General features: G+C 64.3%; 23 protein-coding genes. 17 read left to right on the top strand and 6 right to left on the bottom strand.

Features of this window, described 5'->3' with window-relative positions:
- Nucleotides 1-633, bottom strand: a complete 633-nt coding sequence (locus GPL20_RS29265) for a TetR/AcrR family transcriptional regulator (RefSeq protein WP_157334193.1) — start codon at nt 631-633, stop codon at nt 1-3.
- A 214-nt stretch (nt 634-847) separates the two neighbouring features.
- Nucleotides 848-1219: a tRNA-binding protein gene (locus tag GPL20_RS29260; protein WP_157334231.1), complete on the bottom strand. Its 372-nt coding sequence runs from the start codon at nt 1217-1219 to the stop codon at nt 848-850.
- A 106-nt stretch (nt 1220-1325) separates the two neighbouring features.
- On the opposite strand from GPL20_RS29260, the gene GPL20_RS29255 reads away from it, so the two are divergent.
- Nucleotides 1326-1685 (top strand): ArsC family reductase, encoded by a 360-nt coding sequence (locus GPL20_RS29255; RefSeq protein ID WP_157334192.1) that lies wholly within the window; start codon nt 1326-1328, stop codon nt 1683-1685.
- A 112-nt stretch (nt 1686-1797) separates the two neighbouring features.
- Here GPL20_RS29255 and GPL20_RS29250 read toward each other — a convergent pair whose 3' ends face one another.
- Complete coding sequence (locus GPL20_RS29250) at nt 1798-2445, bottom strand: PAS domain-containing protein (protein ID WP_157334190.1); 648 nt, start codon at nt 2443-2445, stop codon at nt 1798-1800.
- 353 nt (nt 2446-2798) lie between these two features.
- Between GPL20_RS29250 and GPL20_RS29245 the strand changes: the two genes are divergently transcribed.
- The 7 genes from GPL20_RS29245 to GPL20_RS29215 all read left to right on the top strand — a co-directional run bounded on the left by GPL20_RS29245 (nt 2799) and on the right by GPL20_RS29215 (nt 9293).
- Nucleotides 2799-3554: an ABC transporter ATP-binding protein gene (locus GPL20_RS29245; RefSeq protein WP_157334188.1), complete on the top strand. Its 756-nt coding sequence runs from the start codon at nt 2799-2801 to the stop codon at nt 3552-3554.
- Complete coding sequence (locus GPL20_RS29240; protein ID WP_157334186.1) at nt 3547-4293, top strand: ABC transporter ATP-binding protein; 747 nt, start codon at nt 3547-3549, stop codon at nt 4291-4293. The genes GPL20_RS29245 and GPL20_RS29240 overlap by 8 nt, the downstream gene beginning before the upstream one ends.
- Nucleotides 4294-4352: 59 nt before the next feature.
- Nucleotides 4353-5573: an ABC transporter substrate-binding protein gene (locus tag GPL20_RS29235; RefSeq protein ID WP_157334184.1), complete on the top strand. Its 1221-nt coding sequence runs from the start codon at nt 4353-4355 to the stop codon at nt 5571-5573.
- Nucleotides 5574-5641: 68 nt separating this feature from the next.
- Entirely contained in the window at nt 5642-6505 is an 864-nt protein-coding gene (locus GPL20_RS29230; RefSeq protein ID WP_157334182.1) for a branched-chain amino acid ABC transporter permease, read from the top strand.
- Between the two features lie 2 nt (nt 6506-6507).
- Nucleotides 6508-7476, top strand: a complete 969-nt coding sequence (locus GPL20_RS29225) for a branched-chain amino acid ABC transporter permease (RefSeq protein WP_157334180.1) — start codon at nt 6508-6510, stop codon at nt 7474-7476.
- 153 nt (nt 7477-7629) lie between these two features.
- Nucleotides 7630-8274: a DUF47 domain-containing protein gene (locus tag GPL20_RS29220; protein ID WP_157334178.1), complete on the top strand. Its 645-nt coding sequence runs from the start codon at nt 7630-7632 to the stop codon at nt 8272-8274.
- 11 nt (nt 8275-8285) lie between these two features.
- Nucleotides 8286-9293, top strand: coding sequence for an inorganic phosphate transporter (locus tag GPL20_RS29215; protein WP_254125696.1), 1008 nt, complete (start codon nt 8286-8288; stop codon nt 9291-9293).
- Here the strand turns inward: GPL20_RS29215 and sugE are convergent.
- Nucleotides 9286-9600, bottom strand: a complete 315-nt coding sequence (gene sugE, locus GPL20_RS29210) for a quaternary ammonium compound efflux SMR transporter SugE (RefSeq protein ID WP_157334174.1) — start codon at nt 9598-9600, stop codon at nt 9286-9288. The genes GPL20_RS29215 and sugE overlap by 8 nt on opposite strands.
- A 158-nt stretch (nt 9601-9758) precedes the next feature.
- Between sugE and GPL20_RS29205 the strand changes: the two genes are divergently transcribed.
- Nucleotides 9759-11381: a peptide chain release factor 3 gene (locus tag GPL20_RS29205; RefSeq protein ID WP_157334172.1), complete on the top strand. Its 1623-nt coding sequence runs from the start codon at nt 9759-9761 to the stop codon at nt 11379-11381.
- 110 nt (nt 11382-11491) lie between these two features.
- Here GPL20_RS29205 and GPL20_RS29200 read toward each other — a convergent pair whose 3' ends face one another.
- The gene (locus tag GPL20_RS29200; RefSeq protein WP_157334170.1) at nt 11492-13864 is read right to left on the bottom strand and encodes a xanthine dehydrogenase family protein molybdopterin-binding subunit; all 2373 of its coding nucleotides are present in this window, start codon (nt 13862-13864) and stop codon (nt 11492-11494) included.
- Nucleotides 13865-14073: 209 nt separating this feature from the next.
- On the opposite strand from GPL20_RS29200, the gene GPL20_RS29195 reads away from it, so the two are divergent.
- The 6 genes from GPL20_RS29195 to GPL20_RS29170 all read left to right on the top strand — a co-directional run bounded on the left by GPL20_RS29195 (nt 14074) and on the right by GPL20_RS29170 (nt 20033).
- On the top strand, nt 14074-15147 hold the full coding sequence (locus GPL20_RS29195; protein WP_157334160.1) for a Ppx/GppA phosphatase family protein: 1074 nt from the start codon (nt 14074-14076) through the stop codon (nt 15145-15147).
- Between the two features lies 1 nt (nt 15148).
- Nucleotides 15149-15829, top strand: a complete 681-nt coding sequence (locus tag GPL20_RS29190; RefSeq protein WP_157334158.1) for an RlmE family RNA methyltransferase — start codon at nt 15149-15151, stop codon at nt 15827-15829.
- A 63-nt stretch (nt 15830-15892) separates the two neighbouring features.
- Complete coding sequence (locus GPL20_RS29185; protein ID WP_246251075.1) at nt 15893-16714, top strand: LysR family transcriptional regulator; 822 nt, start codon at nt 15893-15895, stop codon at nt 16712-16714.
- A gap of 199 nt (nt 16715-16913) precedes the next feature.
- The gene (locus GPL20_RS29180; RefSeq protein WP_157334154.1) at nt 16914-17225 is read left to right on the top strand and encodes an antibiotic biosynthesis monooxygenase family protein; all 312 of its coding nucleotides are present in this window, start codon (nt 16914-16916) and stop codon (nt 17223-17225) included.
- A gap of 8 nt (nt 17226-17233) precedes the next feature.
- Entirely contained in the window at nt 17234-17878 is a 645-nt protein-coding gene (locus GPL20_RS29175; protein ID WP_157334152.1) for a VOC family protein, read from the top strand.
- Between the two features lie 358 nt (nt 17879-18236).
- Nucleotides 18237-20033 (top strand): hypothetical protein, encoded by a 1797-nt coding sequence (locus GPL20_RS29170; protein ID WP_157334150.1) that lies wholly within the window; start codon nt 18237-18239, stop codon nt 20031-20033.
- 145 nt (nt 20034-20178) lie between these two features.
- Here the strand turns inward: GPL20_RS29170 and GPL20_RS29165 are convergent, their stop codons facing one another.
- The gene (locus GPL20_RS29165; RefSeq protein ID WP_157334148.1) at nt 20179-21669 is read right to left on the bottom strand and encodes an MFS transporter; all 1491 of its coding nucleotides are present in this window, start codon (nt 21667-21669) and stop codon (nt 20179-20181) included.
- 480 nt (nt 21670-22149) lie between these two features.
- On the opposite strand from GPL20_RS29165, the gene guaB reads away from it, so the two are divergent.
- Nucleotides 22150-23640, top strand: coding sequence for an IMP dehydrogenase (guaB, locus tag GPL20_RS29160; protein WP_157334146.1), 1491 nt, complete (start codon nt 22150-22152; stop codon nt 23638-23640).
- Nucleotides 23641-23858: 218 nt separating this feature from the next.
- A complete protein-coding gene (locus GPL20_RS29155; protein ID WP_157334144.1) occupies nt 23859-24881 on the top strand; it encodes an NADP-dependent oxidoreductase in 1023 nt (340 codons plus the stop codon).
- Nucleotides 24882-25053 lie beyond the last annotated feature (172 nt).

Raw genomic sequence — 25053 nt, 5'->3', positions numbered from 1 at the left:
TTACGTCCTGGTTCGTCGCTTGATGTCGGGCTTGGTCGTGCGAAATCCTTCGATCACGCCCGCCACGGCCGCCATGCAGGCTTCGACGTCAAAATCCTCACCCCAGCATTTTTGCAGCACAAAGCCCTGGAAGATTGCGATCAGCACGCGCGCGATCGCGTCGGCGCCAAGGTCGCGCTTGATGAGGCCGTCATGCTGGGCGCGTTCGACCAGCGCCACGATCAGGGCACGCGGCATGTCGATGCCTTCGACGACGCTGGCGCGGACGCGGCGGTTGCGCAGGGCTTCGGCCCAGCCATGGATGCCGACGCGGCGCCGGGCTTCGCCCGTGGGATCGGTGAGCCATTGCGCGTAGACGCGGACCAGCGCGTGCAGCCCTTCGATCGGATCGCCCGATCCCTGCGCGACCGAGTTGAGCACGGCCTCGCGGCGATGCCGGTCGTCGGCGAGCGCCTCGATCAGGTCATCCTTGCTCTGGAAGTAGAGATAGACCGCGCCGTGGCTCAGCCCGGATCGCTTCACGATGTCGGCCATGCCGGTCTGGTGAAAACCGTTCTCGGCGAAGCAGGCGAGGGCGGCCTCGAGGATCTGCTGCCGCCGGCTTTCGCGCTGCTTGTCGCTGATCTTGGGCATGCGGGGACGTCCGTAAATAACTGACCAATCGATCGTTTTAGAGTCTTGCTAGGGGAACAGCAATGGAAGCCGATCAATTAAAAAAAACGACCAGTCAGTCAGTTTTATTGCAAAAGAGGCTTTTGGTCAAGTCCCGCCAGCCCGGAGCCGGGAGGCCGGAGGATTAAACCACCGCGCGGTGATGGTGATGGGGCGGCCTTCTGATCGCCTGCCGCTAGAACAGACGTCCGCCGTTCGGCACTGGCTTGCTCGGCTGCACCAGCACGACCTTACCCTCGGCATCGGGGAAGCCGAGCGTCAACACTTCCGAGACGACCGGCCCGATCTGGCGCGGCGGGAAATTGACGACGGCCGCGACCTGTTGCCCCACCAGCGTCTCGATCGGATGATTCTCGGTGATCTGCGCCGAGCTCTTGCGCACACCGATCGCGGGACCGAAGTCGATCCACAGCCGAAAGGCCGGCTTGCGCGCCTCGGGAAACGGTTTTGCATCGACGATGGTGCCGACGCGGATGTCGACGGCGAGGAAGGCATTGAAGTCGATGGTCGGCGAGGCGGCCGCGGCGGGATCGTGGGTGACGTGCATGAGATGTTCACTCGGGGAGTTGGTGTCGCTGCCGATATTGTCGCGCGAACCGGAGTTTCGTACAACGCCACGGGTATCACGATACGACGCATGCGCGAGGAACGCCTTGGCCAACATCATCTACGGCATCAAGAACTGCGACACCATGAAGAAGGCGCGCGCCTGGCTCGACACCCATGGCGTCGCGTATGAATTTCATGACTACAAGACGGCGGGCGTCGAGAAGGACAAGCTCAAGCAGTGGAGCGACAAGGTCGGCTGGGAGACGCTGCTCAATCGCGCCGGTACGACGTTCAAGAAGCTGCCTGATGCCGACAAGGAAGGCTTGAGCGAAAAGAAGGCGCTGGCGCTGTTGCTAGCGCAACCATCGATGATCAAGCGTCCGGTGCTGGAAATTGGCGGCAAGCTGCTGGTCGGCTTCAAGCCGGAGATCTATGCCAAGGAAGTCGGGTCCAAGAAAAGCTGAAGCCAAGGTCCGCTAGAGCGTTTTCGAGCGAAGTGGATACCGGTTCGCGTGAAGGAAACGCGTCAAAATAAGACTCTAGAGCTTCGGTTCTGATCCAATCAGAACCGAAGCTCTAGTTCAGCTCGATGGTCTCGGTCGTGACGCTCGGGCCGGACTGGTCGGCGAGTTCGATCACATCGGCCGCCGCGATGCGGCCCGGCGCGCGATGAAAGAGGTCGCGGTCGATCACGGCGCGCAGCCGGGGACGCGGCGGCGCGTCATTTCCGCGCATCAGATCCTTGATCTCGAAACCTCCGTCTTCGCAGAAGGTCTTCACCGAGGCGATGATGTGGCTGACCTTGTCGTCGGTCAGGAACGGCAGCAGCAGCCGTTCATAGGCGACGATGCGACCGTAGATGTCATCGACGTCGGCAACGCTGTATACCGGAAGCCCGCGCGCGACGCATTCATGATAGATGGGCATCACGAAGGGCGCGAGCCGCGGTCCGACATAGTCGTGCAGCAGGATGCCCTTGCCGGTGTGTCCATAGGCGCGCGAGATGCGCGTGCCTTCGCTCTGGATGGTCAGCTGCGGTGTCGGCGTCGAATTGTCCGCCGTGTAGTAGATGAGATCCGACAGCTCTTCCTCGAGCCGCGCAGGCTGGTACTCCCAGATCGCCGGCGCCACTTGCTGGCGCGCATAAAGTCGCAGCCACGTGTTCAGGAGATCACGCTGCCTGATCGACTTGACGACGGAGGGCGCGGCGCTTGCGAAATCCAAAACAATATTCCCGGCAGATCAAAATCCCGCACATGATGCGGCTTGCGGGAAAATTTTCTATGAAGGCTGGCGCGCGGGACGAAAGACCGTTAACGACGGCTTGATGACCGGTGTCTTGCGAACCGGGAGGCCGGGCAGGCGCGATGTCGAAACATCTCCGACTAAGGGAGCATTTGTATCCCAGTCGGACGCCTGATCTGCTCAGCTTTCCGCCTTGCCTAACCCCCGTCACCTCCGGCATATTCCGCGCCCGGAGGCGGCGTTCCGGATGGGCTCCAAGGCCTCTGGAAAGCCGAAGTAAACAAGGACAGCCACGCGCGGCCAGCGCGTCGTGCGGGCAGGGGGAAATCTGTTTGGCCGATGAGTTCATTCTCGAAACGGAAGGCTTGACCAAGGAGTTCGCGGGCTTCTTCGCCGTCCGCGACGTTGCGCTCAAGGTTCGCCGTGGGAGCATTCATGCGTTGATCGGCCCGAACGGGGCCGGCAAGACCACATGCTTCAATCTTTTGACCAAGTTCCTGAAACCGTCCGCCGGGAAAATCCTGTACAAGGGACAGGATATCACTGCGATGGCGCCGGCCGACGTGGCCCGCATGGGGCTTGTTCGCTCCTTCCAGATTTCGGCCGTGTTTCCGCATCTCACCGCGCTGGAGAACGTTCGCGTCGCGCTCCAGCGCCAGCACGGCAGCTCCTTTGATTTCTGGCGCTCCAAGTCCGTGCTCAACCACTTCAACGATCGCGCGCGCGAACTGTTGAACGATGTCGGCCTCAGCGAGTTTGCCAATACGCCTGCGGTCGAGATGCCCTACGGGCGCAAGCGCGCACTGGAGATCGCAACCACGCTCGCGCTCGACCCGGAGATGATGCTGCTGGACGAGCCGATGGCCGGCATGGGTCACGAGGACATCGACAAGATCGCGGCGCTGATCAAGCGTATCTCCGCGAAATATACCATTCTGATGGTCGAGCATAACCTGAGCGTCGTGGCCAATCTCTCCGACATCATCACCGTGCTGACGCGCGGGCAGGTGCTCGCGCAAGGTCATTACTCCGAGCTCACCAAGGACGAGCGCGTCAAGGAAGCCTATCTGGGAGCCGGTCATGCCTGAGACTGCAATCGCCGAGGCTCCGGCAAAGGCTGCGACCGGCGGCAACATCCTTCAAGTCCGCAACCTGGAAGCCTGGTACGGCGAATCCCACATCCTGCACGGGATCAACTTCGACGTGAATGCCGGCGAGGTCGTCACCCTGCTCGGGCGTAACGGCGCCGGCAAGACCACCACGCTGAAGTCGATCATGGGCATCATCGGCAAGCGTTCCGGCTCGGTGAAGTTCAACAACCAGGACATCATCCGCGCAACCTCCGACAAGATCGCGCGCATGGGCATCGCCTTTTGCCCGGAGGAGCGCGGAATCTTCTCGAGCCTGGATGTGCGGGAGAATTTGCTGCTGCCGCCGGTGGTGCGGGCAGGAGGCTTGCCGCTCGAGCAGATCTTCGACCTGTTTCCGAACCTGAAGGAGCGGCTCAACAGCCAGGGCACCAAGCTGTCAGGCGGCGAGCAGCAGATGCTCGCGATCGCGCGCATCCTGCGCACCGGTGCGAGCTTCCTGATGCTGGACGAGCCGACCGAAGGCCTCGCCCCGGTCATCATCCAGCAGATCGGCCACACCATTGCGCGGCTGAAGAAGGAAGGTTTCACGATCCTCCTGGTCGAGCAGAACTTCCGGTTCGCCTCGACCGTCGCCGACCGCTATTACGTGGTCGAGCACGGCAAGATCATTGACGGATTTTCCAACGCGGAGCTTGCTGCCAACATGGACAAGCTCCACACCTATCTCGGCGTGTAGCTGTGCAGGCCGGACAATCAAGAGCTACTATCATCAAAGGGATATTGGGGAAGCGGATCATGAAGCACGGCATTTCGGCAATGTTGCTCGGCACGGCCCTGGCGTTCGGTGCGGCAGGCGGCGCGGTCGCACAGGACAAGAACATCAAGATCGGCGTGCTGACCGACAATTCGGGACTCTATGCCGACCTCGGCGGCCCCGGCTCGACCGTCGCCGCCCAGATGGCTATCGAGGATTCCGGGCTTGCCGCGAAGGGCTGGAAGCTCGACCTGATCTCGGCCGACCATCAGAACAAGCCCGACATCGGCTCCACGATTGCTCGACAATGGATCGACGTCGAGAAGGTCGACATCTTCATGGACGTCCTGAACTCCGGCGTTGCGCTGGCGGTCAACAACGTCGTGAAAGAGAAGAACTCGATCATGATCAATACGGGCGCGGCGACGTCCGACCTCACGAACGCGCAGTGCTCGCCGAACACCATTCATTGGGTCTACGATACCTACATGCTGGCCAACAGCACCGGGCAGGCGCTGGTGAAGGCGGGCGGCGACACATGGTATTTCCTGACCGCGGACTACGCCTTTGGCCACGCCCTCGAGCGCGACACTGCCGCGGTCGTGGTGAAATCGGGCGGCAAGGTGATCGGCAATGTCAGACATCCGCTGAATACCGCCGACTTCTCGTCGTTCCTGCTTCAGGCGCAGGCCTCCAAGGCCAAGATCATCGGCATGGCGAATGCCGGCGGCGACACCACCAACACCATCAAGCAGGCCGCGGAGTTCGGCATCGTCTCGGGTGGCCAGAAGCTTGCGGGCCTGCTTCTCTTCATCACCGACGTGCACGCGCTCGGTCTGAAGGTGGCGCAGGGCCTGAACTTCACCGAGACCTTCTATTGGGACATGAACGACGGTACGCGCGCGTTCTCCAAGCGCTTCTCCGAGCGCATGAAGAACAAGGCGATGCCCTCGATGGTGCAGGCCGGCGTCTATTCGGGGCTGCTGCACTATTTCAAGGCGCTGGAGGCGATGGGCGGCAATCCGCATGACGGCGCCAAGGTCGTCGCCAAGATGAAGGAGATGCCGACGGACGATGCGCTGTTCGGCCAGGGTACGATCCGCGCCGACGGCCGCAAGCTGCATCCGGCCTATCTCTTCGAGGTGAAGAAGCCCGAGGAGTCCAAGGGGCCCTGGGACTATTACAAGCTGATCGGCACGACTCCCGGCGAGCAGGCCTTCCGGCCGCTGTCGGAAAGCGCCTGTCCTCTGGTGAAGAAGTGAGATCGGCCGCGCCCGCGGGCGCGCGGCAGAGTGAAATGGCATAACGAGACCGGGTACGAGATCGATCGATGCAGGCTCTCTACGCACAGTTACTTGTGGGATTGATCAACGGCTCGTTCTACGCGCTGCTCAGTCTCGGGCTTGCCGTGATCTTCGGCATGCTCAACATCATCAATTTCGCCCATGGCGCGCTCTACATGATGGGCGCCTTCGTCGCCTATTTCCTGTTGAACCTCGGCGGCATCAATTACTGGTGGGCGCTGCTGCTGGCGCCGATCATCGTCGGCATCTTCGGCATGATCCTGGAACGGACCATGCTGCAATGGCTGACCGGGCTCGATCACCTCTACGGCCTGCTGCTCACCTTCGGCATCGCGCTGATCGTGCAGGGCGTGTTTCAGAACTATTTCGGCTCCTCCGGCCTGCCTTACGCCATTCCGGATCAGCTCAGGGGCGGCATGAATCTCGGCTTCATGTTCCTGCCGATCTACCGCGGCTGGGTGGTCGTGTTCTCGCTGATCGTGTGTCTGGCCACCTGGTTCCTGATCGAGAAGACGCGGCTCGGCGCGTACTTGCGCGCTGCGACCGAGAATCCGACGCTGGTGCGCGCCTTCGGCATCAACGTGCCGCGCATGATCACGCTGACCTACGGTCTCGGCGTCGGCCTTGCCGCGCTCGCCGGCGTGCTCTCGGCGCCGATCAACCAGGTGCGGCCGCTGATGGGCGCCGACCTCATCATCGTCGTGTTCGCGGTGGTCGTGATCGGCGGCATGGGATCGATCATGGGTTCGATCATCACCGGATTCGCGCTCGGCGTGATTGAGGGCCTGACCAAATATTTCTACCCCGAGGCCTCCAACACCGTCGTCTTCGTGCTGATGGTGCTGGTGCTCTTGGTGAAGCCAACGGGATTGACGGGAAGGGCGGCCTGATTATGACAACCCTGACGGACGACACGCTGCCGACAACCCCGCGCGCGATGCGCGACGAGATGATCGTATTCGCAGTGATGGCGCTGCTGCTGGCCTCGGTGCCATTCACGGGAGTCTATCCGTTCTTCGTGATGCAGGCGTTGTGTTTTGCGCTGCTCGCCTGCGCCTTCAACCTGCTGGTCGGCTATGGCGGTCTGTTGTCGTTCGGCCACGCGATGTTTCTGGGAACGGCGGGCTATTGCAGCGCGCATGCGCTGAAAGTGTGGGCGCTACCGCCCGAGCTCGGCATCCTCGTCGGCGTCGCCGCGGCGTTCGTCCTGTCGATCGTGACCGGCTACATCTCGATTCGCCGTCAGGGCATCTATTTCTCGATGATCACGCTGGCGCTGTCGCAGCTCCTGTACTTCATCTACCTCCAGGCGCCGTTCACCCACGGCGAGGACGGTATCCAGGGCATCCCGCAAGGGCGCATGTTCGGCGTGTTCGATCTCTCCAAGCCGACCGTGCTCTATTATGTCGTGCTGGCCGGCTTCCTCGGCGGCTTCCTGCTGATCTTCCGCATCATCAACTCGCCGTTCGGCGAGGTGCTGAAGTCGATCCGCGAGAACGAGCAGCGCGCGATCTCGCTTGGTTACCGGACCGACCAGTACAAGTTCCTGGCTTTCATCCTGTCGGGCACGCTGGCCGGCTTTGCCGGTTCGCTGAAGGTGTTCGTGGCGCAGAACGCCTCGCTCACCGACGTGCACTGGACGATGTCGGGCGAAGTCGTGCTGATGACGCTGGTCGGCGGTCTCGGCACCATCTTCGGCCCGGTGGTCGGCGCGTTCGCGATCATCGCCATGCAGCAATATCTGGCGGGTTTCGGCCAGTGGGTGACGGTGATCCAGGGCTCGATCTTCGTGGTCTGCGTGCTGACCTTCCGCCGCGGCGTTATCGGCGAAATCGCGCATTACTTCCGGCGGTCTCTATAAGTCATTGATATAGTTTAAGTTCCGTCGCCGCACGAAAGTGGTGGACGATCCGGCTCCGCGGGTGTGCGATGGCGCGCGCGGATCAAAAATGGTCTATGACAGTTTTATGACGGTCCGTTCGGACCGTGCCATTTCCTGCCGGTAGCCTATTCCATGATGCGATGGTTTCGCGCCTTCCTGCCCAGGGAAGAACGCTTCTTCGAGCTGTTCGACCGCCACGCCCAAACCGTGATCCAGGGCGCGATCGCGCTCCAGGGCATGCTCAATGGAGGCGAAGAGACGCCGGTCTATTGCCAGCGCGTCAGCCAGTTCGAGAACGATGCCGACAACGTCACGCGTGAGGTGCTGACGGCAGTCCGCCGTACCTTCATCACCCCGTTCGACCGCGGCGACATCAAGAACCTCATCACCTCGATGGACGACGCCATCGACCAGATGCAGCAGACGGCAAAGGCCGTGATGCTGTTCGAGGTCCGCAGCTTCGAGCCGCCGATGCGCGAGATCGGCGGGCTGCTGATCGAATGCGCCAACCTGGTCGGCCGCGCGCTGCCGCTGATGCAATCGATCGGTCCGAACGTCGCCATGCTCACCGCGATCACGGAAGAGCTGGGCAAGCTCGAGGGCCGCGTCGACGATCTCCACGACATTGGCCTGAAGGAGCTGTTCCTCAAGCATCGCGATGGCAATGCGATGGATTTCGTCGTCGGCGCCGAGATCTACGACCATCTCGAGAAGGTGGCGGACCGCTTCGACGACGTCGCGAACGAGATCAACAGCATCGTCATCGAGCAGGTTTAGGGCAGGCCCTCGTGGATGCTGCGTTGGGTCTCCCCGTCCTGGTCGGATTGATCGCCGTCGCGCTGCTGTTCGACTTCCTGAACGGCCTGCACGACGCCGCCAACTCGATCGCGACCATCGTCTCGACCCGCGTGCTGCGGCCGCAATTCGCGGTGTTCTGGGCCGCGTTCTTCAATTTCGTTGCCTTCGGGGTGTTCGGCCTGCACGTCGCCGAGACCATCGGCACCGGCATCATCGATCCCTCGATCGTCGACGCCCAGGTGATCTTCGCAGCCCTCATCGGTGCGATCGTCTGGAACCTCGTGACCTGGGGGCTGGGCATCCCGTCCTCGTCGTCGCATGCGCTGATCGGTGGCCTCGTCGGCGGCGGCGTGGCCAAAGCCGGGATTTCTGCGGCGGTCTGGAGCGGGTTGTCGAAGACGGTGCTGGCGATCGTGCTGTCGCCGCTGGTCGGTTTCCTGCTCGCGATGGTGCTGGTCGCGGTCGTGTCCTGGGCGTCGGTGCGCTCGACACCGTTTGCGGTCGATCGCGCCTTCCGCATCCTGCAATTTGCCTCCGCCTCGCTCTATTCGCTCGGTCATGGCGGCAATGACGCGCAGAAGACCATGGGCATCATCGCCGTGCTGCTCTATTCGCAGGGCCATCTCGGCAGCGAATTCTCGGTGCCGTTCTGGGTGGTGCTGTCCTGCCAGGCGGCAATGGCGCTGGGCACGCTGATGGGCGGCTGGCGCATTGTCCGCACCATGGGCCTGCGGATCACGAAATTGACGCCGATGCAGGGCTTTTGCGCCGAGACCGGCGGCGCTGCGACCCTGTTCATGGCGACCTTCCTCGGCGTTCCCGTTTCGACCACCCACACCATCACCGGTGCCATCGTCGGCGTCGGCGCGGCCCGCCGGGTCTCGGCCGTGCGCTGGAACGTCGCAAGCTCGATCGTCTATGCCTGGGTGATCACCATCCCGGCCGCGGGGATCGTCGCAGCGCTGACCTGGTGGGCGGTCCAGATCTTCGTCAGGTAACGAGCTTCAGCCCGATAATGCCGGCGACGATCAGGGCGATGCTGGCAAGGCGGAACGCGGTGGCCGGCTCGCCGAACAGGTAGATGCCCAGTGTCGCGGTGCCGACCGCGCCGATGCCGGTCCAGACCGCATAGGCGGTTCCGACCGGCAGTGATTTGAGCGCGAGTCCGAGCAGGATGACGCTGCCGGCCATGGCCGCGAGCGTGACGACGGACGGAACAAGCCTGGTAAAGCCCTCGGTGTATTTCAGGCCGATCGCCCACGTGATCTCGAGAAGTCCGGCGACGAACAGGATGCTCCAGGCCATGACGACCCTCCGTTCAAGGCAGGGTCGTCCCCGCGGCTGAGGTGCTGAGAACCGGGAAGGCCGTCCTTCCCCAAAGCCGATATGGGGCTGGCCGGACGGCCCTGCAATCACCAAATGAGGCTTGATCAGGCCCATTTTCCCTGCCAAACGCTCCCGCCATGTCCGACATCGCCACCACCACAGCCGAATCGCCGGCCCGTTCCCCGCTTGCCGCCGAAGTGGCGCGGCGGCGGACCTTTGCGATCATCTCCCATCCCGACGCCGGCAAGACCACGCTGACCGAAAAACTGCTGCTGTTCGGCGGCGCCATCAACCTGGCCGGCCAGGTCAAGGCCAAGGGCGAGCGGCGCAACACGCGCTCGGACTGGATGAAGATCGAGCGCGAGCGCGGCATCTCGGTCGTGACCTCGGTCATGACCTTCGAGTTCGAGGGGCTCGTCTTCAACCTCCTGGACACGCCGGGCCACGAGGACTTCTCGGAAGACACCTACCGCACGCTCACGGCGGTCGATTCCGCCGTCATGGTGATCGACGCCGCCAAGGGCATCGAGGCGCGCACCCGAAAGCTCTTCGAGGTGTGCCGTCTTCGGGACATCCCGATCATCACCTTCATCAACAAGATGGACCGCGAGAGCCGCGACGTCTTCGAGCTGCTCGACGAGATCGAGAAGACGCTGGCGCTCGACACCACGCCGATGACCTGGCCGGTCGGCCGCGGCCGCGACTTCCTCGGCACCTACGACGTCGTCAATGGCGGCGTGCGCCTGCTCGAGGGCGGCGGCGCCAAGACCGGCGCGGCGCAGCAGATCGAGATCGAGGAACTCGCCAAGCTCAATGCCAATCTCGACGTGTCCGCCGTGAAGGACGAGCTCGAGCTCGTCACCGAGGCCTCCAAGCCGTTCGAGCTCGAAGCGTTCCGCGAGGGCCATCTGACGCCGGTCTATTTCGGCAGTGCGCTGCGCAATTTCGGCGTCGGCGACCTCCTGGAGGGCCTCGGCAAGTTCGCGCCCGAGCCGCGCGCGCAGGAGAGCGATCAGCGCAAGGTCGAGGCGACCGACCCGCGCATGAGCGCCTTCGTGTTCAAGATCCAGGCCAATATGGATCCGAACCACCGCGACCGCATCGCCTTTGCGCGGCTGTGCTCAGGAAAGCTCAGCCGCGGCATGAAGGCGAAGCTGGTGCGCACCGGCAAGAGCATGCCGCTGTCGAGCCCCCAGTTCTTCTTCGCGCAGGACCGTTCGGTCGCGGATGAAGCCTTTGCCGGCGACGTCGTCGGCATTCCCAATCACGGCACGCTGCGCATCGGCGATACGCTGACCGAAGGCGAGGATTTCACCTTCGTCGGCGTGCCGAGCTTTGCGCCGGAAATCGTCCGCCGCGTACGTCTCACCGACGCGATGAAGGCGAAGAAGCTGAAGGAAGCACTTCAGCAGATGTCGGAAGAGGGCGTGGTGCAGGTGTTCCGCCCGCGCGACGGCGCACCTGCGCTGGTCGGCGTGGTCGGCGCGCTCCAGCTCGACGTGCTGAAGGCGCGGCTGGAGGCGGAATATTCGCTGCCGGTCGAGTTCGAGGTCAGCGAGTTCCAGCTCGCGCGCTGGGTCTCTTCGGAGGACCGCAAGAAGCTCGACACCTTCATCGCAGCCAACACCTCCAGCATCGCCGACGATGTCGACGGCGATCCCGTGTATCTGGCGAGGAACGAGTTCTATCTCGGCTACACCAGGGAACGCGCCGAGGGCATCGAGTTCAACAACGTCAAGGACGTGAAGAAGAAGGGGTAGGCGCGCCCGCGGCTGCGCCGCCACACACTCCGCCGTCAGGCGGAGTGCCGCGTCGCCCGGTGAAGCCGGGCGATGACGGCGGAGTTTGTGATGGCGACGGAGCGCAGGCCCTACGCCGCCTTTGCCTTCGCCTCCTGGATCGCGCGCCACACACGCTCCGGCGTCAGCGGCATGTCGATGTGCTTGATGCCGTAGTCGGAGAGCGCATCGAGCACCGCGTTCACCACCGTCGACAGGCTGCCGGCGCAGCCGGCTTCGCCGCAGCCCTTGCTGCCGAGCGGATTGGTCGTGGCCGGCACCGGGTGGTCGCCGACCGTCATGTTCGGAACGTCCTCGGCGCGGGGCAGGGCGTAGTCCATCAGCGAGCCCGTGATCGGCTGGCCGCTCTCGTCGTAGCGGATGTGCTCCATCAGCGCCTGGCCGATGCCCTGGACGACGCCGCCATGGAGCTGGCCTGCGACCAGCATCGGGTTGATCACCGTGCCGAAATCGTTCACCGCGCTGTAGCGCACGATCTGCACCACGCCGGTATCCGGATCGATCTCGACCTCGGCGACATGGCAGCCGTTCGGGAAGGCCGAGGGCACCGGCTCGCTGGTGTGGTCGACGTCGAGGCTGTCGGGCACGCCCTCCGGTACCTTGCCGTCATGCAGGCGCTTGGCGAGCTCCATGATGTCGATGCTGCGATCGGTGCCGGCGATCGTAAAGCTGCCGTCGGCGAACTCGATGTCGGCCTCGGACGCCTCCAGCATGTGCGCGGCGGCGCGCTTGCCCTTCTCGATCACGAGCTTGGAAGCTTCCACGATCGCCATGCCGCTCGCGGTGATCGAGCGCGAGCCACCGGTGCCGTTGCCGGTGTGGACGATGTCGCTGTCGCCCTGCACCAGCTTGACGCTCTCGAAGGGTACCCCTAGCTGCGCGCACAGCACCTGCGCGAACGGCGTCGCGTGGCCCTGGCCGTAATCGAGCGTGCCGGTGATCAGCTGCACGGAGCCATCTGCATCGAACACGATCTTGCCGAGCTCGGGGCTCGGCGGCGCGGTGACCTCGAGATAGGAGCCGACCGCGATGCCGCGCAGCTTGCCGGCCTTCCTGCTCTCCTTCTTGCGCCTGGCGAAATTCTCGTGGTCGGAGATCTCGAGCGCCTTGTTGAACACGGCCTGGAAGTCGCCGCTGTCATAGGTGACGCCGGAGGAGGCCGGGAACGGCATCTGGTTCGGCTTGATGAAGTTGCGCTTGCGCAGCGTCAGGCGGTTGATGCCCATCTCGTCGGCGGCGCGGTCGATCAGGCGTTCCATGTAGTAATTCGCCTCGGGCCGGCCGGCGCCGCGATAGGCGCCCATCAGCGTGGTGTTGGTCAGCACCGTCTTGATGTCGATGCCCATCAGCGGCGTGCGATAGACGCTGGAGAAGTTCTTGCCGGTGTTGAGCGAGAGCGGGCCGGGCGCAACGCCGGTGATGTAGGCGCCGAGATTGCCGTAGCCCGAGAGCTTCGCCGCGAGGAAATGCCCCTCGGCATCGAGCGCGAGCTCAGCATGGATCTTCTGTGCGCGGCCGTGGCTGTCGGAGAGGAAGCTGGTGGAGCGCTCGTCCAGCCACTTCACCGGCCGCCCCAGCGCCTTCGCCGCGTACAGGATGCACATGTATTCGGGATAGTTGATGTTCTTCATGCCGAAGGAGCCGCCGACATTGGCGGTGAGGATGCGCACCTTGTCGTTCGGCACTTTCAGGTTCTTGGCGAGATTGGCACGGTTGCCCGCGACGCCCTGCGTCGGCACCTGAAGCGTGTAGCGCTCGGTCTTCTTGTCAAAGGAGGCAAGGCCCACGCGCGGCTCCATCGACACCACGGCGACGCGGGTGTTCTCGATGTCGATCCTGGTGACATGGGCGGCGTCGGCGAAGGCAGCGTTCACCTTGTCCATGTCGCCATAGTGATAGTCGAGCGCGACGTTGTTCGGGATGTGGTCGTAAAGCTGCGGAGCGCCGGGCCTGGCGGCTTCCTCGGGATCCGTCACCGCGGGCAGCGGCTCGATATCGACCTCGACCGCTTCAGCGGCATCGCGCGCCTGGGCCAACGTATCGGCGACGACGAAGGCGACGGGATCGCCGACGAAGCGGACCTTGTCGGTCGCCAACGGCTGGCGGTTGGTCTGGAGCAGGGGCGAACCGTCGCGGCTCTTCAGCGGCAGGCCGCAGGTGAAGGGGCCGTAGCCGGCGGCATCGAGGTCTTTGCCGGTCCACACTCCCTGCACGCCCGGCATCGCCTGGGCGGCGTCGAAGTTGATGCCGCGGATGATGCCATGGGCATGGGTCGAGCGGACGATCACGGCATAGGCCTGGCCGGGCAGGTTGAAATCGTCGGTGTAGCGGCCCTTGCCGCGCACCAGCGTGTCGTCCTCCTTGCGGCGGACCGGTTGCCCGACGCCATATTTTTGCAGTGCAATAGCGTTTTCGAGCGTGGACGATTTGGTGTGTTCTTGCATGGGAATGACCTGAAAAGCCGGTATTTGCGCATTTTCGCGGCAGCGGGGGACCGGACCTCTTTCAGATAACCCACCACCCCGTTCACGACAACGCACGAATGGGCATGGTCCCATGTGATGCGTTGTTGCGCAGACCTGCCGCGCTGCTAATGTTTCAGGCGAAAAAGCAATTCCGGATCGGCCCCAACGGCCGTGGAAAGACCGTTTGTATGAATGACCACACGCGGCTCCGCGACGGCCATGTGCTGCACGGTGAGCTGGAGGGGTCGATGGCGGCGGTGGCGTTGGCCACTGAGCCCGCCGTCCCCGCACAGGCGCCGGGAACCGGCGTCTACGCGGCGCTGGACCTCGGCACCAACAATTGCAGGCTCCTGATTGCGTGTCCGACCCAGGACGGCTTTCGCGTGGTCGATTCCTTCTCGCGCATCATCCGACTAGGCGAGGGGGTCTCGGCCACAGGCTGCATCAGCGAAGCCGCGATCGAGCGCGCCATCGCCGCGCTCAGCATCTGCCGCGACAAGATCAATTTGCGCAAAGCGCGGCGGTTGCGGCTGATCGCGACCGAAGCCTGCCGCGCGGCCTCGAATGCGGAAGGCTTTCGCAGCCGCGTCGCCGCCGAGACCGGCATCGAGCTCGAGGTGATCGACCGCGAGACCGAGGCGGCGCTCGCCGTGCTCGGCTGCTCGCCGCTGGTCGATCCCAGGGGCAGGGGGGCGATCCTGTTCGACATCGGCGGCGGCTCGACCGAGTTGGTGCGGATCGAGCGCGACCCCGCAAATCCGCAGCCGCGCATCAAAGCCTGGATGTCGATCCCGCTCGGCGTCGTCACGCTCGCCGAGCAGTTCGGCGGCCGCGACGTGACGCCGGAGATCTATGCCGCCATGGAGCAGGAGGTCGCCAACCACGTTGCGCCCTTCGCCGAGGAGCACGGCCGCGAGCTTTCGGACATGCATCTGCTCGGAACCTCCGGCACGGTGACGACGCTCGCCGGCATCCATCTCAACCTCGCGCGCTATGACCGCCGCCGCATCGACAGCATCTGGATGAACGATTCCGACATCACCGCGACCATCAACAAGCTGCTCGGCATGAGCTACCAGGAGCGCGCCGGCAACAGCTGCATCAGCGTCGAGCGCGCCGATCTCGTGCTCGCCGGCTGTGCCATCCTCGATGCGATCCGCCGCGCCTTTCCGCTGCCGCGGCTGCGCGTCGCCGACCGGGGCCTGCGCGAAGGCATGCTGGTCGAGATGATGCGCGAGGACGGCGCGCTCAGGAGCTGGTGAGATGGCGAAAGACACCACCGGCCGCTTGCATGTCCAGGTCAAGACCGGCGGCAAGCGCAAACTGTCGTCGAAGCTGTGGCTGGAGCGGCAGCTCAACGATCCCTATGTCGCCAAGGCCAAGGCGGCGGGCTATCGCTCTCGCGCGGCGTTCAAGCTCTTGGAGATGGACGACAAGTTTCGCCTGCTCAAGCCCGGCATGGCCGTGGTCGATCTCGGTGCTGCGCCGGGCGGCTGGAGCCAGATCGCGGCCAAGCGCGTCGGCTCCGTCGACGGCAAGGGCAAGGTCGTCGCGATCGATCTGTTGGAGATGCCGGAGATTCCCGGCGTCGATTTCGCGCAGCTCGACTTCATGGACAATGACGCGCCGGAAAAGCTCACAGCGATGCTGGGCGGCGGCGCCGATGTCGTGATGTCCGACATGGCCGCCAACACCACCGGTCACCGCAAGACCGACCAGCTCCGCATCGTCGGCCTGGTCGAGACCGCGGCGGCGTTCGCCTGCGACGTGCTCAAGCCCGGCGGCACGTTCCTCGCCAAGACGTTCCAGAGCGGCGCCGACGCCGAGCTGCTCGCCCAGCTCAAGCGCGACTTTGCGACGGTGCGCCACGTCAAGCCGGCGGCGAGCCGGCAGGACTCGTCCGAGCGCTACGTGCTGGCGACGGGGTTTCGGGGCGGCGCGTAAACCCGCCACCGGCCCGGCATCCGCCCTTCCTGCATAGTCATTGTTTGATTATGCTTGGTGTTTATGAACCTCCAGGACATCGAAGCCTTCGTCGCCGTCGCCGAAGCCGGCTCCGTCAATCGCGCCGCCATCCGCCTCCGGCTGACGCAGCCCGCGACCACGCGGCGCATCCAGAACTTCGAGCAGGCGTTCGGCCATGCGCCGCTGTTCAACCGCGCGGTGAAGCCGGCCGTGCTGACGTCGCTGGGGACCCACGTGCTCGAACATTGCCGCCGCGTTCTGGCTGCCGTGGCGGAGCTCGAAGGCTGTACCGCGCGCGCGGCGGACCCGTCCGGCGACTTGAGGGCGGGGGTGGCGCATGGTCTCGGCGAAATGGTCATGATGACGCCGCTCGATGCCCTGCGGCGCGCGTTCCCGCGGATCAGGCTGCAGGTGAGCTCGAACTGGAGCACGGACCTCATCGAGGAGGTACGTCGCGGTGCGCTCGATTGCGCGATCGGCCTGCTCACCGTCGCCCACGCGATCCCGGCCGGAATCACTTGTGTCACTTTGGGGGCCGAGCAGGTCGTTGTCGTCGGCCCGAAGAAGCCGCGGGCGAAGCGCCAGGCTCGTCCGTACCGGTTGCGCGATCTCGCCGAGCGAGGCTGGTTCCTCAATCCGCCGGGCTGCGGCTGCCGCGCCGCGCTCGTCAGGGCATTCGACCGGTTGCAGCTGCCGATCCACATGTGGCCGAGGTCTTCGGTGAGGACCTCCAGCTCTCGCTGCTCGCCCACAGCGGCGGTCTGGGCCTGGTGCCCCGCCGCCAGTTCGAGCATAGCCCTCACCGCCGCGCGCTGCGGATCCTGGACGTTGCAGACTTCACGATGCCGGCGACCGTCGCGTTGATCCGTCGCAGCGCTCATGGACGCTTCGATCCGGCCATCGCGCTGCTCGCGGAGGAGGTGAAGGCGAGGCTGTGATAGCTTCATGCATAATCATAATCGTAATTATGCATTTGATGTATCTGTGCCATTTGCGTAGCGAGGAGGGGAGTGCGATCGCCGGATCGGGCTCGACGTCCATTCGCACGGCATAGGAAACATTCATGATTGTCACCATATTTCGCTCGCGGCTCAACCCCGATGTGCAGGATGAATACGGCCCGATGGCAAGGCATATGAGTGAACTGGCCCGGACCATTCCCGGTTACGTGGCTCACAAGGGTTTTGTGGCCGAGGACGGAGAGCGTGTCACCATCGTCGAGTTCGAGACCGAGGAAGCGCTGCACGCATGGCGCCGCCATCCCGAGCACGTCAAGGCCAAGCGGCGCGGCATCGAGAGCTTCTTCGCCAGCTACAGCTTCCAGATCTGCAATGTCATCCGCAGTCGCAGCCGGTCAGCGGAATCCGGACGCTAGGTCTCGGCATGATCGCGCCTCGCGCGGCGTTCGACCATCTGACCGTTGCCGCCTTGTCGCTCGAGGAGGGCGTGGCGCATGTTCATCGCTGTTTGGGCGTGGCCCCGCCGCCGGGCGGTTCGCATCCGCTGATGGCAACGCACAATCATCTGATGCAACTCGGCGACGGAGCATTCCTGGAGATCATTGCGCCCGATCTTCGCACCCGGCCACGGCGCACGCGATGGTTCGATCTCGACAATCCGGCGATGCGCTCACGCCTCGAGGAGACGCCGCGGCTGATCAACTGGGTTGTCCGTGTCCCGAACCTCGGAAAGGCCTTGTCCGACCTCGGCGAGGATTTCGGGGAGCCGGTGCCGGTCGCGCGCGGCTCTCTCGCCTGGCTGATCTCGGTGCGCCCGGACGGTGTGATGTCGTTCGATGGCGCATTCCCGACGCTCATCGAATGGCCGGCCAGCCCGCATCCCTCCGAGCACATGACCGACCTTGGCTGCCGCCTCGATCGGCTCTCGATCGAGCATCCCGGATCTGCGGCAATTTCCAATCTCCTCGCGCCGATCATCGCCGATGACCGCATCGTGGTCGCGGATCGTCCGGCGGTGCGGATCCGGGCAACGATCGCAACCCCGAGCGGGCCGCGTGAGCTGACTTAGCTCGCGCGGCGCATGCGCGATCACCGGTGGTCGTCTGCCGCTCGCGCGCCACGCGCTGGCGATGGGGTTTCGGGGCGTGGCCTAAGCCAATCCCCACTGTCGTTCCTGCGCGCGCAGGGACGACATCGAATATGCCGATACTCCGCGGACAATAAGTCGCACGCAACCGCGTCAGAAACACGGGCGGCTCGGCGCGATCACGACATCACGTTCACACTGACAACATCTGCAAGTGTTAGTTCCTGAAAACGCAATTCAAGCGGGTGGAGCGACCATGCAGTGTCTCGATCGTCGACGTCTTCTTGCCTCGGTTTCTTTCCTCGTATCGCTCTCGCTGAGTTTCGGTTCGACGACACCGGTGCGCGCGCAAACGTCGATCATGGTCGACACCCAGGTGCCCTTCAACACCGGCATCAGCGGCAATGACGATCTCGGCGATCTCAAGCGGATCTACCAGGCCGCGAACATGCCGTCGGAGCCTGCGTTCGAGCAGTTCGATCAGATCATCGCAGACACCGGTCTGAAGCAGACGCGCCTGCTGCTGAGCGACATCTATTGCGACCTCGATCCGACGGGGAATGTCTTCGGGTACACGCTGGACGGCGTGTTTCACGCGGGCGAATGCTATCCGCTGGCCTGGCACCTGCAATGGGCGCTGGATCACGGGCTCACCCCGCATGTGGCCGTCGCATCCTTCATGCCGCCGAGTCTCGCGGCGACGGGCATCGCCGGCGAAACCTGGGGCACCGGAAGCGCCGCGGAAAGCAGGTTCAGGAAGTACGCAGAAGCGCTCGTGCGCTACATCGTGACCAAGTCCTTCGACGGCGGCGCCCCATCGGTCATCCTCGAGGTCAGCAACGAGCTCGACATCGCCGACTCCACGCCAGAACACTGGAACGACACCGACTCGTCCCTCTATACGCTCAAGCCGTTGGGGCCATGGGGCCGCTGGTTGTGGTGGATGGATCCGCAGAACTATGTTCTGCACCAGTGGACGCCGCTTCAGACCCATTCGCTGAGCAATGCCGAAGACAAATCCCTGTCTTATCCCTATGGGGTGGATGCGCGCCGCCTGAGCAGGGCAGTTCTGCCGGTCCAGAAGTTCTTCTCCGATGCCATCAAGACGGTCAAGGCCGAGCTCGCCGGCAACAGCAACCATCATGGCAAGACCATCGAGATCGCCGGCCCGGCCTTCGCGGGCCGGAGTTTCACGTACTATCCGTTCGACGTGCCGCCAAATCCGACGCTGGAAGAGGAATTCCTGAACCAGACCTTCAACCCGCTCGCCAGTCCCTATGCCGGCAGGTTCTACGCGAAATACACCTCGCAGGATCGCTATCGCTTCTCATTTCACTTCTATGGCTCGACCGACGGCACGACGCGGTTTGCGAACTTCCGGCAGGAGATGATCACGATCAGGAGCAAGCTGGCGTCGCTGAGGCAGCAGAATGCCGACATGCCCGACGTCAAGCTGTTCCTGTCGGAATGGGGCCCGACCGCCGACGAGAGGACCGACGTCAACTACTCGCACAGGGGCGCTGCCTGGACGGCGGCGTTCCTGCCGGAAGCGGTCGGCCAGCAGGTCTCGCTCGGATCCTACCTCATCATCAGCGACGGTCAGGGCGACGACAAGGTGCCGTCCTTCCTCACCCAGGCGAGCCTGCTGTACAAGCAGCTGAACGGCAAAAACCCTCCGGTCTACTACCCGAAGCCGGTGGGGAATCTGTTCAAGATGTACAACAAGATGTCGGGCAAACGCGTGCAGGCGACGCTGGCGCCCGGCGGCTCCGACTCCAGTCTCGGCGCGTTCGCGACCTGGGATCAGGCCGCGTCCATCGTCAATGTCATGGTGCACAACTATGATCCGGCGCGTGTGTTCGGGACCGACACGTCTGACCCCGGCGAGCGGTTCACGCTCGAGGTCGACAACCTGCCTTTCGCAAACGGCGAGGTGACGGTCGAACGCTATTTGATCGACGAGAGAACCAGCAATCTGGCCACTTTCCTGCGCAACCCGGCTCTTTGTCCCGATCCCAATCTTCAGAAGGACACGATGCCGGGAACGGTCACCGGCGGCAGGCTCACCCTGCCGAACAACAGCCTCGGGCTGGGCGTCTCGCTCTATCGCGTGTTGCCGCCGGCGGTCAGGCCCTAAAGCACGATCCGGACCCGCAGGGCCGCGTTAGCGCAAAGTGCGCACCGGTTTTCCCTCGCGACAAACGCGGAACGCGTTTGCGCGGAGATCATGCTCAAACAATAACCTTAAGCGCGATGACGATTCATCCTGATCTCATCGCGCGTTAGCCGAGCCGCTGATCCCGCGCGTCCTGGGTGTTCTCCGTCGCGGTCTTGACCGCGGCGGTCGCCGCGCTCTTTGCTGCACCCTTGCGGCTGGCGACTTCGACCGCCTTGCGGCCGGAGATTTCGTGACCGGCGTCGGCCGGCATCTGCCAGAAGAACCAGCTCGATGCCGCCGAGGTCAGCGCGACCACGACGAAGGCCGGCGCGAACACGGTGGCGTTGAGCTCGCTGACATGGCTGAGCCACATCGTCGTCTCCACCGACGCGGCGCCGACGGCGACCCCGGCCGAGACGGCGAGCTGCTGGTTGACGCTGACCAGCGTGGTGGCGCGGCTCATCTGCGCGGTCTCGACCTCGGCATAGGCCACCGTGTTGATCGCGGTGAACTCCAGCGAGCGGAAGAAGCCGCCGACCACCAGGATCACCATGATGATGAGCAGCGGCGTCGTCACCGTGAACAGCGCGCAGACGCCGAGGAAGAACGCGCTGATGACCGCGTTCACCGTCATCAGGTTGCGGAAGCCGAAGGTGCGGATGATCCGTGCCGCCAGCGTTTTCATGCCCATGGCGCCGAGCGAGGAGGCGAAGGTGACGAGGCCCGAATGGAACGGCGTCAGCCCGAAGCCGATCTGCATCAAGAGCGGGAGCAGGAACGGCAGCGCGCCGATGCCGAGGCGGAACAGGAAGCCGCCGAAAATGGCCGCCCGGAGCGTCGGCAGCTTCAGGAGCGAAAAGTCCAGCACCGGCGATCCGGTCCGCCGCGCGTGCAGCACATAGAGCGTCATCGAGATCGCTCCACCCACGACCAGCGCGGCGACCGTGCTCCACGGCAACAGGTTGAGGCCGGCCACCGACAGGCCGAAGGCGATGCCGGCGAGGCCGATGCCCGCGAGCACCATGCCGTAGAGATCGAACGGCTCCTGCGTCTCGCTCTTGATGGGATCGATGAAGCGCAAGGCCATGAAGATGCCGAGCAGCCCGATCGGGATGTTGATCAGGAAGATCCAGTGCCAGGACGCATAGGTGGTGATGAAGCCGCCGAGCGGCGGGCCGATCACGGGACCTATGAGGGCAGGCACCGTCACCCAGGCCATGGCGTTGACCAGCGCGCTTTTGTCGACCGAGCGGAGCAGCACGAGGCGCCCGACCGGCGTCATCATCGCCCCGCCCATGCCTTGCAGGATGCGCGCGAACACGAAATCGGTGACCGAGGTCGAGAGCGCGCAGCCGACCGAGCCGACCATGAACACGCCGACCGCGATCGCGAACACCATGCGCGCGCCGAAGCGGTCGGCGGTCCAGCCGCTCGCCGGGATGAACACCGCCAGCGACAGCAGGTAGGAGGTGATGGCGAGCTTCAGCGTCAGCGGGCTGGTGCCGATGTCGGCCGCAATCGCCGGCAGCGAGGTCGCGATCACCGTCGAATCCATGTTCTCCATGAAGAGCGCGGTGGCCACGATCAGCGGAATGACGCGTTGCTTGTCGACCATGACGAACTGGTAATGAAAATCGGAAGGGAAGGCTGGAGCTGCGGCTTAACACCGCCATCCGGCCGGGACCATCGCGGATCAACGCATAGCACCCAAGTCCTGCGTAACAACGATGTGACCCGCTCTCCTGGGTTGCGCTCGCTGCCGTTCCTCCGTCATTCCGGGGCGCGCCACTTGGCGCGCGCCCGGAATCCATTGGGCCGCAAAAATCCCGGGGGATGGATTCCGGCCGCGCGCGACTTCGTCGCGCCCCGGAATGGCGGGGGGCCGGGTCGGGGAGCTATTCCCGCTGAATTGACCAAAAAAGCCTGTGCATGGCTGGCCAGCGGTCCGAATTGCTTTGATTCGTCACGCGGGCGTGCTATCGACCCGCGTCAACCCCACTGATGGGCTCCGATTCTCCGGCGTTGCCGCAAGGTACGCCGAGGGCGGCGCTCATCCATAGCTATTTGCGGCAGGGCCGCAGGAAGGAGTTGGCAGATGGCCACGGTGCAACAAGGCATTCGCGAAGCCTTTACGTTCGACGACGTGCTGTTGAAGCCGGGCCTGTCGGACGTCATGCCGGGCGAGGTCGACATCCGTTCCCGCGTCACCCGCGCCATTCCGCTCAACATCCCGATCATGGCGTCCGCCATGGACACGGTCACCGAGGCCCGCATGGCGATCGCCATGGCGCAGGCCGGCGGCCTCGGCGTCATCCACCGCAATTTCGATCCCGAAGGCCAGGCTGCCCAGGTGCGGCAGGTCAAGCGCTACGAGTCGGGCATGGTGGTGAATCCGCTCACGATCAGCCCGGAGGCGACGCTCGACGATGCGCTCAAGCTGATGAGCGATCATGGCATCTCCGGCATTCCCGTCGTCACCGGCGCGGGCAAGACCACGCCGGGCAAGCTGGTCGGCATCCTCACCAATCGCGACGTGCGCTTTGCGACCGACCGTCAGCAAAAGATCTCCGAGCTGATGACGCACGAGAACCTCGTCACGGTGCGCGAGAATGTCAGCCAGGATGAGGCGAGGCGGATGCTGCACAAGCACCGCATCGAGAAGCTCCTCGTCGTCGACGACCAATATCGCTGCGTCGGCCTCATCACCGTGAAGGACATGGAGAAGGCGGTCGCCCATCCGCTCGCCTGCAAGGACGCGCAGGGCCGCCTGCGGGTTGCCGCCGCCACCACGGTCGGCGACACCGGCTTCGAGCGCACCGAGCGGCTGATCGACGCCGGCGTCGACCTCGTCGTGGTCGACACCGCGCACGGCCATTCCCGCCACGTGCTGCATGCGGTCAACCGCATCAAGCGCCTCTCCAACTCGGTGCAGGTCGTCGCCGGTAACGTCGCGACCGCCGAGGGCGCCCAGGCGCTGATCGATGCGGGCGCGGACTGCATCAAGGTCGGCATCGGCCCGGGCTCGATCTGCACCACGCGCATCGTCGCCGGCGTCGGCGTTCCCCAACTCACCGCGATCATGGATGCGGTGGAGGCGGCGAAGAAGTCCGACATCCCGGTCATCGCCGACGGCGGCATCAAGTTCTCCGGCGACCTTGCGAAAGCGCTCGCCGCCGGTGCCGACATCGCGATGGTCGGCTCGCTGCTCGCCGGCACCGACGAGACGCCGGGCGAAGTGTTCCTGTGGCAGGGCCGCTCCTACAAGGCCTATCGCGGCATGGGCTCGGTCGGCGCGATGGCGCGCGGATCGGCCGACCGCTACTTCCAGCAGGACATCAAAGATTCGCTCAAGCTCGTGCCTGAGGGCATCGAGGGCCAGGTGCCCTACAAGGGCCCGGTCGGCAACGTCATGCACCAGCTCGCCGGCGGCCTGCGCGCCGCGATGGGCTATGTCGGCGCGAAGGACCTGAAGGACCTGCATGAGAAGGCCCAGTTCGTCCGCATCACCGGCGCGGGCCTGCGCGAAAGCCACGTCCATGACGTGACGATCACGCGCGAGGCGCCGAATTATCCGGGCGGGGGTTAGTCCTTTCCGCCGTCATTCCGGGGGCGCGAAGCGCAACCCGGAATCTCGAGATTCCGGGTTCGGTCCTGCGGACCGCCCCGGAATGACGTTGTGTATTTCTACGTCCGCTCCACACACCGCTGTCATGCCCCGGCTTGCCAGCAATCCAGTCCTTTTGTGTTGACGCGATTGGATTGCTTCGCTTCGCTCGCAATGACAGAAAAGTGGAGGAAGCCATCATGTCCCAAGGCAAGCGTATCGTTCTCGCCGCGCGTCCCGTCGGCGAGCCCAAGCCGTCCGATTTCCGCATCGAGGAATTCACGGTGCCGACGCCGGGGCAGGGCGAGGTCCTGCTGCGCACGATCTGGCTGTCGCTCGATCCCTATATGCGCGGGCGCATGAGCGAGGGGCCGTCCTATGCCGCGCCGGTGCCGATCGGCGGCGTCATGGAAGGCGAGGCGGTCAGCGAGGTCGCGGCCTCCAACAATCCGGACTTTGCCAAGGGCGACATCGTGCGCATCCGATCCGGCTGGCAGACGCACGCCATCTCCAGCGGCAAGGGGCTGATCAAGGTCGATCCGAAGCTTGGTCCGATCTCCACATCCATCGGTGTGCTCGGCATGCCCGGCATGACCGCCTATACCGGGCTGCTCGACATCGGCAAGCCGCAGGAAGGCGAGACCGTCGTCGTCGCCGGCGCCTCCGGCGCGGTCGGCTCGGCCGTCGGCCAGATCGCCAAGATCAAGGGCGCACGCGCAGTCGGTATCGCCGGCGGCAAGGACAAGTGCGACTACGTGGTGAAGGAGCTCGGCTTCGACGAGTGTCTCGATCATCGCGAAACCGATTTTCCGGCCAAGCTGAAGTTCGCCTGCCCCAAGGGCATCGACGTCTATTTCGAGAACGTCGGCGGCGCCGTGTTCGAGGCGGTGTTCCCGCTGCTCAATCCGTTCGCGCGCGTGCCGGTCTGCGGCCTGATCGCCCATTACAACGACACCGAGGCCAAGCCGCCGAAATGGGCCGCCAGCATGATGCGCGCGACCCTCACCAAGCGGCTGACCTTCCGCGGCTTCATCGTTTCCGATTTCGCCGCCCGCCATGGCGACTTCCTGCGCGACATGTCGGCCTGGGTCCGCGACGGCAAGGTGAAATACAAGGAGTTCGTCACCGAGGGCCTGGAGAGCGCCCCTGGCGCCTTCATGGGCCTGCTGAAGGGCGCCAATTTCGGCAAGCAGCTGGTGCGGGTCGGGCAAGACAAGGCCTAGTTGCAAGGCTTAGTTGGAAGGCCTGGTTGCACGGGCGTCACGCCCCGGACATCAATGGTTAACAAAGAGTCACCGATCGGCCACACCTGCCTGCAAAAGGCGCGGGTGTGACCGTCGGTTCATTGACGCCTGAACGAAGGCATTGAATCATCGCGCATATTTTGGGTGTTGC

Source organism: Bradyrhizobium cajani (assembly GCF_009759665.1).
Taxonomy (GTDB): Bacteria; Pseudomonadota; Alphaproteobacteria; order Rhizobiales; family Xanthobacteraceae; genus Bradyrhizobium; species Bradyrhizobium cajani.
This window is presented reverse-complemented; position numbering and strand designations above follow the sequence as displayed.